Raw genomic sequence first — 13,275 nt, 5'->3', positions numbered from 1 at the left:
AGTGCTCCTAGGACAGCCGCACGCGCGGGTCGATGAAGGCGTAGGCGGCGTCGACGATGATGTTGAACAGCAGGATCATGCTGGCGGAGAAGAGCATCACGCCGAGCAGCAGTGGCAGGTCGCTGAAGAAGACGGACTGGACGGCGAGGTTGCCGAGACCGGGCAGGCTGAAGGTGTACTCGGTGATGATGGCGCCGCCGAACAGTGAGCCGAGGTCGATACCGAAGATGGTGACGATCGGGATCAGCGAACCCCGCCAGGCGTAGCGGAAGAAGACGTAACCGCGGGACATGCCCTTCGCGCGGGCGGTGCGGACGTGTTCCTCCTGGAGCTGTTCGATCATCGAGGAGCGCGCCATACGGGTGTACTGCGCCGCGAAGATCGTGGAGAGGATCACCCAGGGGATGATCAGGCCGGTGAACCAGGAGGCCGGGTCGTGGGTGAACTCGTTGTAGGAGGGCTTGTCGAACCAGTGGGTCTGGTAGACGAGGATCGCCAGGGCGAGCGGGCCGAGGAAGTAGATCTGCAGTGAGCTGATGACCATGGCGCCCGCGGTGGCCGTCTTGTCGATCAGCGTGCCGCGCCGCCAGGCGGCGAGCAGCCCGGTGCCGAGGCCGACGATCAGGAAGCACACGGCCGCGCCCAGGGTGAGCGAGACGGTGGTGGGCAGCCGGTCCATCAGGGTGGCCCAGACCTGCTCGTTGGTGTGGTACGAGTAGCCGAAGCAGGGGGCCGGGCACGGACCCTGGGCGAACTGGTCGCTGCCCATGACGAGGTTGTGCAGAAAGATCCAGTACTGCTCGGTGATGGATTTGTCCAGGCCGAGCACATGGTGGATGTTCGCGATGCTGTCCGGGTTGCAGGTCTTGCCGCACATCATCAGCGCGGGGTCCCGGGGCACCCCGAAGAACAGCACGAACGTGACGATGCTCAGCAGGAACAGAATGACGACGGCACCGATGATCCGGCGGACGAGGAAGCGCAGCATGACAGGGCAGCTCTCAGACGTCGGCGGCCTTGGCGGTGCCCGGCGCGCCCCCTGCTCGGGAGCGCGCCGGGTACCGGACGGGGACGGTTACTTGATGAAGAGGCGACGCGGGTCGACCCCGCCGATCACGTCGTCGTAGACGAGGCCGCCGACCTTGGAGCCGGCGATCTGGGTCTGCTTGTAGTACGCGGTCGGGACGACGTTGATGCTGTCCTTGACGATGTACTGGTCGAGCTTCTCCCACTCGGCCGCGGCCTTGACCGGGTCGGTGATCTGGTTGATCCGGTCGATCTCGCTGTTGATCTTCGGGTCGTTGACCTGCGAGTAGTTCTGCGCACCGTCGGCGATCACGCGGCCGTCGTACAGCGGCGGGATCACGGTCGAGGCGGACGGCCAGTCGGCGCCCCACGCGGTGTGGAAGATGTCGTAGTTGTTGTTCAGCTTGGAGACCTGGTCGTAGTAGGTCTCGGCCGGGATCTCCTGGCGCTGGACGTCGAAGCCGGCCTTCTTCAGGCCCGCCGCCATGGCCGTGGAGTACTGCTGGCCCTCGGGGGTGTTGATGTAGCCGAAGGTCAGCTTCATGTTGAGCTTGCCGGCCTTCTTCAGCAGCTCCTTGGCCTTGGCCGGGTCACCGCCGGGGTTCTTCTTCTTGCCCCACGGGTCGAAGGAGGCGTCGTAGCCGGAGACGGTCGGGGAGATCAGACCGCCCGCGACCTCCATGGCGTCGTTGCCGCCGAAGGCGCGCACGAACGGGGTGATCGGCAGGGCGTAGGCGATGGCCTCGCGGATCGTCTTGTCCTTCATGGCCGGGTGGCTCATGTTGATGTTCATCTGGCCGACGTACGGCTGGTAGCCGGAGACCGTGCGCGACTTCATCTTCGGGTCGCGCAGCACCTGGGAGAGGTTGCCCGCGTCGACCTGGTTGTTAAAGCTGATGCCGCTCTGGTCGGCGCCGCTGTCGGCGAGCAGGGCCTTGGTGGAGTTCTCGAACTGCTGGTTGAACGAGATGTTGAACTGGTCCACGTACTGGTGCCGGATCGGGTCCGTCTTCGGGTCCCAGTTCGTGTTCTTGACCAGCACCATCGACTTGCCGGACTTGAACGACTGGACCTTGTACGGGCCGGACACCACCGGGTTCTTGTCGTACCGCTCCTTGGTGTCGCCCTTCTGCGAGACGACTGCGTAGCCGGCCATGGCCAGCGCGTAGGGCAGGTCGGGGTGCGACTTCTTGAAGTGGAAGACGATGGTCTTGTCGTCCGGGGTCTCCAGGATGGAGCTGGGCAGGTGCTTGCCCTTGTACGGACCGTCCTTGAGCAGCTTGCGGTAGTCGGCGCCCGAGGTGTCGGCCAGCCACTGCTGGACGTAGGTGGGGCCCTGGTTGATGAACGGCGCGAAGAGCCGCTCGAGGCTCCAGCGGATGTCCTTGGACGTGATCGGCGTGCCGTCCTGGAACTTGATGCCGTCCTTCAGCGTGTACTTCCAGGTCTTGCCGCCGTCGGTGGTGGTGCCGGAGTCGGTGGCGAGGTCGCCGACCACCTCGTGCTGCTTGCCGTCGTTGCTGGTGGACTTGTAGCCCGTCAGGCCTCTGTGCAGCAGCTGCGCGAGCGACATCTCGTCGGAGACGTAGATCTGGCCCGGGTCGAGGTGCGCGTACGAGTCCCGCTGCAGCACCTCCATGGTGCCGCCGGACTTGGCACCGGGCACGTCGGCCGCGGGGCCGGTGGAGTCCGCCGTGCCGCCGAACTTGATCGACGCCTGCTGCCGCTTGGCGTCCTGCTGGTCCTTCTTGTTGTTGGAGCCGGTGTCGCTGCCGCCCTTGCTGCAACCGGTGAGCACAAGAGCTCCGGCCGCGAGCACGGAGAGCGCGCTGTAGACGTGGCGTCCGCCCTTACTCATCACGAAGATTCCCACCCATTCTGTGTGTCACCAGTGCATTCTGTGTCTCACCAGTGCGAAAAGGACTACTGGAAGTGCGCTGTGGTGCAGTGGAGTTGGTGCAGTGAAAGGTCAGCGCGCGGTCTTGGGATCGAAGGCGTCTCTGACCGAGTCCCCGAGCAGGTTGAACGCGACGACGAAGATGATCATCGATATGCCGGGGAAGAACATGTAGGTGATGTCGTTCTGCATCACCAGTTCGGTGGACGCCTTGGAGAACATCTGCCCCCAGTCCGGCGTCGGTTCGACGATGCCGACGCCCAGGAAGGACAGACCGGCCTCGGCCGTCACGAAACCGGGCAGCAGGTACGTCGCCTGCACCAGCAGCGGGGTGACGACGTTCGGCAGGATCTCCTTGCTGATGATCCGCCACGACGAGGCACCGCTGACCTTGGCCGCCTCGATGAACTCCCGTTCCCGCAGCGCGAGTGCGGTGCCGCGCAGGATACGCCCGAGACCCATCCAGCCCAGGAACCACTGGACGATGATCAGGGCCACCACCCGGACGTAGGTCGGCGTCTCGTCGCGGGGACTGACGAACAGGGACACCACGACCGGCATGCTCGCGATGAAGAACAGCTGCGCCGGGAAGGCGAGCAGGAAGTCGATGACCCGGCCGATGAAGTAGTCGGTCCTGCCGCCGAGATAGCCGGCCGCGACACCGAGCAGGATGCCGGTCACCACGACGGCGACGGTGACGGCGACCGAGATCATCAGCGAGGTGCGGATGCCGTAGATCAGCTTGGTGAAGACGTCGTAGCCGTTTCCGGGTTCGAGACCGAACCAGAACTCGCTGCTGATACCGCCGTTGGGATGCACCGGCACGCCGGCGCTGTCGAAGAGTTCCGGGCGCTCGTCCGCGTACACCGTGTACGGGTCCTTCCCGTACAGCTTGGCGATCAGCGGGGCGAGCAGCCCGACCAAGAAGAAGAAGCCCACGACGTAGGCCGAGATCACGCCGGTGCGGTCGCGCTTGAAGCGCATCCACATCAGCTGGCCGGGGGACCGGCCTTCGAGCTTGACGGCTTCGCTCTTCGCCTCCGGCCCTGGTTCGCCGTCGACGACGACCGAGGTTCCGTCGCCCTCAATGTCGATAGGACTTGTCACGGTTCGTCCGTTTCACAGGTATGAGTGTGAGAGGTGCTCGGGTACTCCGAGAACGCGCGGAACCGCGAGGCGGACGCGCGTAGTTCTACAGCCGAATCACACCGCTGGAAGCGACGAACAGACCCACCTGGTGTTTGTGACACCGCGCATGGGGGTTCCTCCTCATGACTCCACATGTTCACCAACAGGAGAGGGTCTCCGTCTACCCTCCGACACCCCTGACGGAGGGCCAGACACCCCCTGGTGCTCGTGAGTCGACGCACTGTCCCCACAGTGCGAGACCCATTGACCCGAGCGCTACGCGGCTAACTATCTGCCATGGGTCGAGCACCGACCACTGCCCGTAGATCTCAATTCAGTCACGGCTGACGCCTAGACCTTCCAAAATCTGGACAAACTGTTCGACGGAAGAAGGCGCGAAACGGACTTGTTACTTGGCTATCGGTCAGGGATCTCCGCATGTCGGACATGAGCCCCCGAAAACGGGTTGCAAAAAGCCCGGGTGCCCCCATTCTGGGGGCACCCGGGCTCATTTGCCGGCCTCAACTGCTCCGGGATCAGCCGTGCTTGGCGCGGCTCGCGGCGCGCGCCCGCTCCCGCTGGTCGAGCACGACCTTGCGAATGCGAACGGCCTCCGGGGTCACCTCGACGCACTCGTCGTCACGGCAGAACTCCAGGGACTGCTCCAGCGACAGCTTGCGCGGCGGCACGATCGACTCGGCCACGTCGGCCGTCGAGGACCGCATGTTGGTGAGCTTCTTCTCCTTGGTGATGTTGACGTCCATGTCGTCGGAGCGGGAGTTCTCACCGACGATCATGCCCTCGTACACCTCGGTGCCCGGCTCCACGAAGAGCACGCCGCGCTCCTGAAGATTCGTCATCGCGAACGCGGTGACCGCGCCAGAGCGGTCGGCCACCAGCGAGCCGTTGTTGCGGGTCTGCAGCGCACCGAACCAGGGCTCGTGGCCCTCGTGGATGGAGTGCCCGATGCCGGTGCCGCGGGTCTGGGTCAGGAACTCGGTCCGGAAACCGATGAGTCCGCGCGAGGGCACGACGAACTCCATACGCACCCAGCCGGAACCGTGGTTGGACATGTTGTCCATGCGGCCCTTGCGGACACCCATCAGCTGCGTGACGGCGCCCATGTGCTCCTCGGGCACGTCGATCGTCATGCGCTCGACGGGCTCGTAGACCTTGCCGTCGACGTCCTTGGTGACGACCTGCGGCTTGCCGACGGTGAGCTCGTAGCCCTCCCGGCGCATGGTCTCGACCAGGATGGCGAGCGCCAGCTCACCACGGCCCTGCACCTCCCAGGCGTCCGGACGCTCGGTGTCCAGCACGCGCAGCGAGACGTTGCCGATCAGCTCGCGGTCGAGGCGGTCCTTGACCTGGCGGGCGGTGACCTTGCGGTCCTTCACGGCCGCCTTCGCGTCGGCGCCCTTGCCGGTGCCGCCGCGGCCGACCAGCGGCGAGGTGTTCGTGCCGATGACCATGGAGATCGCCGGCTCGTCGACCGTGATCAGCGGCAGCGGGATCGGGTTCTCGGTGTCGGCGAGGGTCTCGCCGATCATGATGTCCGGGATGCCGGCGACCGCGCAGATGTCACCGGGGCCGGCCTTCTCCGCCGGCTTGCGGGTGAGCGCCTCGGTCATCATCAGCTCGGAGATGCGGACGTTGCTGATGGTGCCGTCGCGCTTGATCCACGCGACCGTCTGGCCCTTGCGCAGCTCGCCCTGCTCGACGCGGAGCAGCGCGATACGGCCGAGGAAGTTGTCGGCGTCGAGGTTGGTGACGTGGGCCTGGAGCGGCGCGTCCTCCTCGTACGTCGGCGCGGGGATGTGCTCCAGGATCGTGGAGAAGAACGGCTCCAGGCTGTCGCTGTCGGCCGGGACCGTGCCGTTGTCCGGCTTGGTCAGCGAGGCGATGCCGTCACGGCCGCAGGCGTAGACGATCGGGAACTCGATCTGCTCCTCGTCCGCGTCCAGGTCCAGGAAGAGGTCGTAGGTCTCGTTGACGACCTCGTCGATCCGGGCGTCCGGGCGGTCCGTCTTGTTGATGCACAGGATGACGGGGAGGCGGGCCTGCAGCGCCTTGCGCAGCACGAACCGGGTCTGCGGCAGCGGGCCCTCGGAGGCGTCCACGAGGAGGACGACACCGTCGACCATCGACAGACCGCGCTCGACCTCGCCGCCGAAGTCGGCGTGGCCGGGGGTGTCGATGATGTTGATGGTGATCGGGTCCCCGCCGTCCTTCGGGTGGTACTTGACCGCCGTGTTCTTGGCGAGGATCGTGATGCCCTTCTCACGCTCCAGGTCGTTCGAGTCCATCATGCGGTCGTCGACGCCTTCGAGCTGGTGGGCGGCGAAGGCGCCGGCCTGCTTCAGCATGCCGTCGACGATGGTGGTCTTGCCGTGGTCGACGTGAGCGACGATGGCGACGTTGCGGATGTCGTGGCGCGTGGCCATAGTGCGACGAACTCCCGGAGTGTGAGGATCACCCTGCGCGTACCTGTGTGTCACGCGGGCCCTGCCGGGCTGGACACGCCACGGCCTCACCCCATGGTACGTGGCCCCGAGGGAGGCGGCTTCCTCAGGGCCGTGTGATGATCTCCATGGAGGTCAGCTGGGTGAAGGTGAGCCGGCGGGACCGGCCGGGAGCTTCGCGCCCTTCTTCAGGTAGCCCATGTCCTCGTAGACCGGTGTCTGGAATCCGAACGCCCCCGCGTTGACCAGGTTCTTTCGTACGGCCACCAGCTGAGGCCGCTGGTACAGCGGGATCGACCCCGCCGCGGCCCAGATCCGCGAGTCCGCCTTGCGGATCAGTGATACCTCGTCGCCCTCGTCCAACGTGGCCAAGGCCTCATCGAACAGCTGGTCCACCTGGTCCGTGCCGACCCGTGTGTAGTTCTGCTCGACGTTCACCGAGCCGTCCGCCGCCGGCACCGGCTTCGCGTACACCGGCCGGTCGTCCGTCGCCGGGAACGCGGAGGACGGCCAGGAGTACAGCGCGAGGTCGTAGTCGCCGGAGGCGATGTGGTCCTTGAAGTAGCTCGTGTCGGGGACCTTGCTGATCGTCGTGCGGATGCCGACCCGCTCCAGCATGGCCGAGATCCGCTCGGCGACCGAGGTCAGCGTCTGGGAGCCGGCGCCGGTCGGGAGCACGAAGCGGAGCAGGAGCGGTTTACCGTCCTTGGCCAGCGGCTGTACGGCCGCGGCGGCCGGCGCGGCCGTGCCCTGCGGGGCGTACGCCCCCTGTGCGCCGCCCTGCTTGCCCTCTCGGGCCAGGTGCCGGTCGCCGCCGTCGCCCCGTCCGCCGCTCTTGCCGTCCTCGCCGACGATGTGGTCGCCGTCCTTGCCGCCGTCGGACTTCTTCTCGTGCATGCTCTTGTCGTGCTCGGGGCCGGCCGCCTTCTGGGTCTTCTTCTGCTCCTTGACCGGGCCGCCCGGCACCCAGCCGGCGTCGCCGAGCAGCGCCTGCGCCTCCTTGGTGTCCAGGTCGCCGATCGCGCCGCTGTTGTCGGCGTACGCGGGCTGCCCGGACAGGGCGAGATGGCTGCCGACCGGGACGGCGGGCAGGCCCAGCGGGGTGAGCACCAGCCTGGCCAGTTCCCGGCGGTCCAGGGCGCGGGCGACGGCCCTGCGGACGCGTTCGTCGGCGAGGGGGCCCGTGGAGCCGTTCAGGGCGAGCTGGGTGTAGGCGGGCTCCAGCGACTTGCGGACCTCGATGCCGCGCAGCGCCTGCTGGTCGTCCAGGTACTCGGAGATGGCCTTGCGCAGCTTCTTCCGGCCGGCCTTGACGTCGTCGGAGTCGAGGTCGTGCGCGCGCGCCCAGTCGCGCAGCCTCCTCACCGAGGTCTTGCCGGAGCCCTGCAACGGGTTCGCGGAGCGGCGGGCGGCGAACCCGATCCGCTGGGCGTCCGCGGGGTCGACGTCGGCGAGGTCCACGCTGCCGTCGGCGAGCGCGGCGGCCCGCTTGTCGCGGGGTACGGCGTGCAGCACGATCTCGTCCAGCTTGGCGGGCTTGCCCCACCAGCGCGGGTTGCGGGTGAGGACGACGTCCTTCTTGGCGGTGTCGACCTTGTCCACCTTGAAGGGCCCGGCGGTGACCTTCAGCTTGCGGCGGGCCCCGTCGTTGAAGGCGTCCGGGGTGCCCATGACGTCCTTCGGGTACAGCGGGGAGAACAGCGACTTCCAGTCGGCGTAGGGGCGGGAGAAGGTGACCCGGACCTGGAGGTCGTCGGCGCCGCGCTCGATCTTCTCGATGCGGTCGTAGCCGGCGTTGCGGGCGGTCCAGTAGGCGCTGTTCTTCCCGGCCAGGGCGCGCCACTGGGCAAGGAAGTCGGCGGCGCCGATCTCCCGGCCGTCGCTCCAGACGGCCCGCTGGTTCAGCTTGTACAGCACGACCTGGCGCGGCTCGGTCTCGATGACCTTGGCCGACTCCAGGTAGGCCGGGTTGGGCACCGGCCGACCGCTGGCGTCCAGCCGGAACATCGACGGCAGGACGGCCTGGGCGACGCGGCTGGTGCCGGCGTCGGCGTCGGCCTGGAAGGTGTTCAGGGTCTCGGGCAGGGCGTCCACGGCCCACTTCAGCGTGCCGCCGTCGGCGACCAGGTTACGGGCGACCGGAGCGATGTCCTGCCCGGCGAGCGGCTTGCTGACCTTTTCCTCGGAGCTGCACCCGGCAAGGAACGGCACCGCGAGCGCGCCCGCGGTCAGGAAGGAAACCGAGCGCATCACCGCACGCAGTCCGACGCCGTCGTGGGACATCTCTGCTACCTCCGGGAAGCCGCGGGTTTATGCTCACATTTGTCGGTATATGGAGCTGATCACCTTTGGCGATATTTGGAGCTGATCAGATCTATGCGGCCCACTGAAGAGGAAAGGATCCGGCGACACCGGGCGACACGGCGACGACGGGCGGTAACCCCACCCGTGCGGCGCAAACACCACCCGAGATGCACCAGTGCGCCTCCGCCAATCGCTGCACACGCCTTCACATCGGCAGGCGTGACGCGCGACACTCCAAGGCGCATGAACGTTGCCGCCCAGGGTCCGCCGGACCCGCGGAAGTGAGGGCAAGTCATGTCCGTGCACGACGACATCACCTCGGTCCAGCGCTCCCTCGACGACCTGAACCGGTCGCTGGGACGCCTGGAAAACCAGCTCGGCAGCGGCGGCCTGGAGATGCGCCGGGTCCGGTTGGACGCCGACCACCTGCGCGAGAGCGTGGCGCTGCTGCGTGAGGCCGCCACCACCGGGGAAGCCCCGCGCCGCCCCGACCTCGTCACCATCTCCGACACGCCGTACGACACCAGCCTGTGGGTGGGCTCGGACGACGAGGGCCTGGGCGCCCGCGACCGGCACGCCCCCTGAACCGACCCGAACCGACCGGAGTCATCCCTTGGCCACTGGTACGGAACCCCAACAGAACAGCGGCGGTGTACGAACCGGTGCGCGCGCCGCGCTCACCGCCCCGCATCTGCGGACCGACCGCTGGTGGCTGGCGCCCGCCGTCACCGCGGCCGGTCTGCTGGCCTTCGTCGTCTACTCGACCTGGCGGGCCTTCGCCAACGCCGACTACTACGCGGCGCCGTACGTCTCGCCGTTCTACTCACCGTGCCTGGCGAGCAGCTGCAAGACCATGCACGCGGGCCCGAACGCCGATCTCTTCGGGAGCTGGTGGGGCATCTCCCCCGCGATCATCATCCTGATCTTCCCGCTCGGCTTCCGGCTGACCTGCTACTACTACCGCAAGGCGTACTACCGCAGCTTCTGGGCGTCCCCGCCCGCCTGCGCGGTGGCCGAGCCGCACCGGACGTACACCGGCGAGACCCGCTTCCCGCTGATCCTGCAGAACGTCCACCGGTACTTCTTCTACGCGGCCCTGCTGGTCGCCGGCGTGCTCACCTACGACACCGTGCTGTCCTTCCGGGACACCCACTACCGCTGGGGCCACATGGGGCTCGGCACCCTGGTGTTCCTGGCCAACATCGTGCTGATCTGGGCGTACACCATCTCCTGTCACTCCTGCCGGCACATCGTCGGCGGCAAGCTCAAGCACTTCTCCAGACACCCCGTGCGCTACAAGGCGTGGCAGTTCGTCGGCAGGCTCAACGCCCGGCACATGCAGCTGGCCTGGGCGTCGCTGGTGAGCGTGGCGCTCGCCGACTTCTACGTCTATCTCGTCGCGTCCGGGGTCTTCGCCGACCCGCGCTTCTTCTAGGAACAGGTGAGCCGTCTTATGTCCGTGGTGGACCGCCAGGAGTGGGACGTCGTCGTGGTCGGTGCCGGCGGCGCCGGGCTGCGGGCCGCGATCGAGGCGCGCGAGCGGGGTGCCCGTACGGCGGTGATCTGCAAGTCCCTGTTCGGCAAGGCGCACACGGTGATGGCCGAGGGCGGCATCGCGGCGGCCATGGCCAACGCCAATGAGCACGACAACTGGCAGGTGCACTTCCGCGACACCATGCGCGGCGGCAAGTTCCTCAACCAGTGGCGAATGGCCGAGCTGCACGCGCAGGAGGCCCCGGACCGGGTGTGGGAGCTGGAGACCTGGGGCGCGCTGTTCGACCGCACGAAGGACGGCCGGATCTCCCAGCGCAACTTCGGCGGCCACGAGTACCCGCGGCTCGCGCACGTCGGCGACCGTACGGGCCTCGAGCTGATCCGCACGCTCCAGCAGAAGATCGTCGCCCTGCAGCAGGAGGACTTCAAGGAGACCGGGGACTACGAGTCCCGGCTGAAGGTCTTCCAGGAGTGCACGGTCACCCGGGTCCTCAAGGACGGCGACCGCGTCTCCGGTGTCTTCGCCTACGACCGCGAGACCGGCCGTTTCTTCGTCCTCGAGGCCCCCGCGGTCGTGGTCGCGACCGGCGGCATCGGCAAGTCCTTCAAGGTCACCTCGAACTCGTGGGAGTACACCGGTGACGGGCACGCCCTCGCCCTGCTCGCGGGCGCGCCCCTGCTGAACATGGAGTTCGTGCAGTTCCACCCGACGGGCATGGTCTGGCCGCCGTCGGTGAAGGGCATCCTCGTCACCGAGTCGGTGCGCGGCGACGGCGGGGTCCTGCGGAACTCCGAGGGCAAGCGGTTCATGTTCGACTACATCCCGGACGTCTTCAAGGAGAAGTACGCCGAGTCGGAGGAGGAGGCCGACCGGTGGTACGAGGACCCGGACAACAACCGGCGCCCACCGGAACTCCTCCCCCGCGACGAGGTGGCCCGCGCCATCAACGCCGAGGTCAAGGCGGGCCGGGGCTCGCCGCACGGCGGGGTCTTCCTGGACGTGTCCACGCGGATGCCCGCCGAGGTGATCCGGCGCCGGCTTCCCTCCATGTACCACCAGTTCAAGGAGCTGGCGGACGTCGACATCACGGCGGAGGCCATGGAGGTCGGCCCGACCTGTCACTACGTGATGGGCGGCATCGCGGTCGACTCCGACACGGCGGCGGCGCGCGGGGTGCCGGGCCTGTTCGCGGCCGGTGAGGTGGCCGGCGGTATGCACGGCTCCAACCGCCTCGGCGGCAACTCGCTCTCCGACCTGCTGGTCTTCGGGCGCCGCGCGGGCTGGCACGCGGCGGAGTACGCGCAAGGGGTGGCGTACCAGCGCCCGCCGGTGGACGACGCCCAGGTCAACACGGCCGCGGCGGAGGCCCTGCGCCCGTTCTCCGCGGAGGCGGACCGGGAGGGTGAGGCGGGCCCGCCGGAGAACCCCTACACCCTGCACCAGGAACTCCAGCAGACCATGAACGACCTGGTCGGCATCATCCGCCGCGAGGGCGAGATGGAGCAGGCCCTGCACAAGCTCGCCGAGCTGCGGGTACGCGCCCGCCGCGCCGGGGTCGAGGGCCACCGCCAGTTCAACCCCGGCTGGCATCTGGCGCTGGACCTGCGGAACATGCTGCTGGTCAGCGAGTGCGTGGCCCGTGCGGCCCTGGAGCGCACCGAGTCGCGCGGCGGCCACACCCGCGAGGACCACCCCACGATGGACCGCAAGTGGCGCAACGTGAACCTGCTGTGCACCCTCGCCGACCCCACCGGCGGCCTCGCGGCGACCGATCCCGGCCGCGGCCAGATCCGCCTCAGCCGTGAGACCACGGCCCCCATCCGCCCGGACCTGCTCGCTCTCTTCGAGAAGGAGGAGCTGGTCAAGTACCTCGCCGAAGAGGAGCTGTACGAGTGAGCAGCTACGAGGCCCGCTTCAAGGTGTGGCGGGGTGACGTCGAGGGCGGCGGCCTGGAGGACTTCACCGTCGAGGTGAACGACGGTGAGGTGGTCCTGGACATCATCCACCGCCTCCAGGCCACCCAGGCGCCCGATCTGGCCGTGCGCTGGAACTGCAAGGCCGGCAAGTGCGGTTCGTGCTCGGCGGAGATCAACGGCCGTCCCCGGCTGATGTGCATGACCCGCATGTCGGTCTTCGACCGGGCGGAGACCATCACGGTGACGCCGATGCGGGGATTCCCGGTGGTCCGGGACCTGGTGACGGACGTCGGCTTCAACTACCAGAAGGCCCGGGAGGTCCCCGCCTTCGTCCCGCCCGCCGGTCTGGGCGCCGGCGAGTACCGGATGATGCAGGAGGACGTGGACCGCTCGCAGGAGTTCCGCAAGTGCATCGAGTGCTTCCTGTGCCAGGACACCTGCCATGTCGTCCGTGACCACGAGGAGAACAAGACGGCGTTCGCGGGCCCGCGTTTCCTGATGCGGATCGCCGAACTCGACATGCACCCGCTGGACGCGGCCGCCGAGACCGGCCTGGACCGCAAGCGCGCCGCCCAGGACGACCACGGCCTCGGCTACTGCAACATCACCAAGTGCTGCACCGAGGTCTGCCCCGAGGGCATCAAGATCACCGACAACGCCCTGATCCCCCTGAAGGAGCGCGCGGTCGACCGCAAGTACGACCCGCTGGTGTGGCTCGGCTCGAAGATCAGGAGACGGTCTTCGTAGCGCCGTCCCGCGGCGTGCGGCCGGGGCGCTGGGCCAGCATCTGCAGGCCCAGCGCCCCCATGAACACGAACCAGCCGATGAGGGGGAGCAGATCGAACCTCTCGGGGAGGATCCCGAGGAACATCCAGAGGGACAGCCCGACCGCGCCGAGCAGCTGCCCGAAGCCCCACAGTTTCGGCCGCAGGATCCGATGCCGGCCGAGCGGGATCACCCAGCCGGTCGTGATGCCCGCGACGCCGAACGCCACCATGAGCGCCACCACCAGCGCGGCGGCCACCACCAAGACCATGTGCATGCCGA

The 13,275-nt window shown here is 67.8% G+C and carries 10 protein-coding genes; 4 read left to right on the top strand and 6 right to left on the bottom strand.

What is annotated here, in order from left to right:
* Positions 1-7: 7 nt before the first annotated feature.
* The 5 genes from ACIBJF_RS11010 to ACIBJF_RS10990 form a co-directional block, all read right to left on the bottom strand.
* Positions 8-988 (bottom strand): ABC transporter permease, encoded by a 981-nt coding sequence (locus ACIBJF_RS11010; protein WP_399173386.1) that lies wholly within the window; start codon positions 986-988, stop codon positions 8-10.
* Between the two features lie 87 nt (positions 989-1,075).
* A complete protein-coding gene (locus tag ACIBJF_RS11005; RefSeq protein WP_399173385.1) occupies positions 1,076-2,884 on the bottom strand; it encodes an ABC transporter substrate-binding protein in 1,809 nt (602 codons plus the stop codon).
* A 111-nt stretch (positions 2,885-2,995) separates the two neighbouring features.
* On the bottom strand, positions 2,996-4,030 hold the full coding sequence (locus ACIBJF_RS11000; protein WP_399173384.1) for an ABC transporter permease: 1,035 nt from the start codon (positions 4,028-4,030) through the stop codon (positions 2,996-2,998).
* Between the two features lie 557 nt (positions 4,031-4,587).
* The gene (gene typA / locus ACIBJF_RS10995) at positions 4,588-6,495 is read right to left on the bottom strand and encodes a translational GTPase TypA (protein WP_399173383.1); all 1,908 of its coding nucleotides are present in this window, start codon (positions 6,493-6,495) and stop codon (positions 4,588-4,590) included.
* A gap of 153 nt (positions 6,496-6,648) precedes the next feature.
* Positions 6,649-8,796 carry an ABC transporter family substrate-binding protein gene (locus ACIBJF_RS10990; protein WP_399173382.1) on the bottom strand — a complete coding sequence of 716 codons (2,148 nt, stop codon included), beginning with the start codon at positions 8,794-8,796 and terminating at the stop codon, positions 6,649-6,651.
* 315 nt (positions 8,797-9,111) lie between these two features.
* Between ACIBJF_RS10990 and ACIBJF_RS10985 the strand changes: the two genes are divergently transcribed.
* Genes ACIBJF_RS10985 through ACIBJF_RS10970 form a run of 4 tightly spaced genes read left to right on the top strand, consistent with a single transcriptional unit; the run spans position 9,112 to position 12,975 of the window.
* A complete protein-coding gene (locus ACIBJF_RS10985) occupies positions 9,112-9,402 on the top strand; it encodes a hypothetical protein (RefSeq protein ID WP_351799207.1) in 291 nt (96 codons plus the stop codon).
* A gap of 28 nt (positions 9,403-9,430) precedes the next feature.
* Positions 9,431-10,252 carry a hypothetical protein gene (locus ACIBJF_RS10980; protein ID WP_399173381.1) on the top strand — a complete coding sequence of 274 codons (822 nt, stop codon included), beginning with the start codon at positions 9,431-9,433 and terminating at the stop codon, positions 10,250-10,252.
* Between the two features lie 18 nt (positions 10,253-10,270).
* Positions 10,271-12,208: a fumarate reductase/succinate dehydrogenase flavoprotein subunit gene (locus tag ACIBJF_RS10975; RefSeq protein ID WP_399173380.1), complete on the top strand. Its 1,938-nt coding sequence runs from the start codon at positions 10,271-10,273 to the stop codon at positions 12,206-12,208.
* Positions 12,205-12,975 (top strand): succinate dehydrogenase/fumarate reductase iron-sulfur subunit, encoded by a 771-nt coding sequence (locus ACIBJF_RS10970; protein WP_399173379.1) that lies wholly within the window; start codon positions 12,205-12,207, stop codon positions 12,973-12,975. The genes ACIBJF_RS10975 and ACIBJF_RS10970 overlap by 4 nt, the downstream gene beginning before the upstream one ends.
* Here ACIBJF_RS10970 and ACIBJF_RS10965 read toward each other — a convergent pair.
* The gene (locus tag ACIBJF_RS10965) at positions 12,956-13,270 is read right to left on the bottom strand and encodes a hypothetical protein (protein WP_399173378.1); all 315 of its coding nucleotides are present in this window, start codon (positions 13,268-13,270) and stop codon (positions 12,956-12,958) included. The two genes, ACIBJF_RS10970 and ACIBJF_RS10965, sit on opposite strands and share 20 nt — an antisense overlap.
* Positions 13,271-13,275: the final 5 nt, after the last annotated feature.

This window comes from Streptomyces sp. NPDC050743 (assembly GCF_044456925.1).
GTDB lineage: Bacteria > Actinomycetota > Actinomycetes > Streptomycetales > Streptomycetaceae > Streptomyces.
This window is presented reverse-complemented; position numbering and strand designations above follow the sequence as displayed.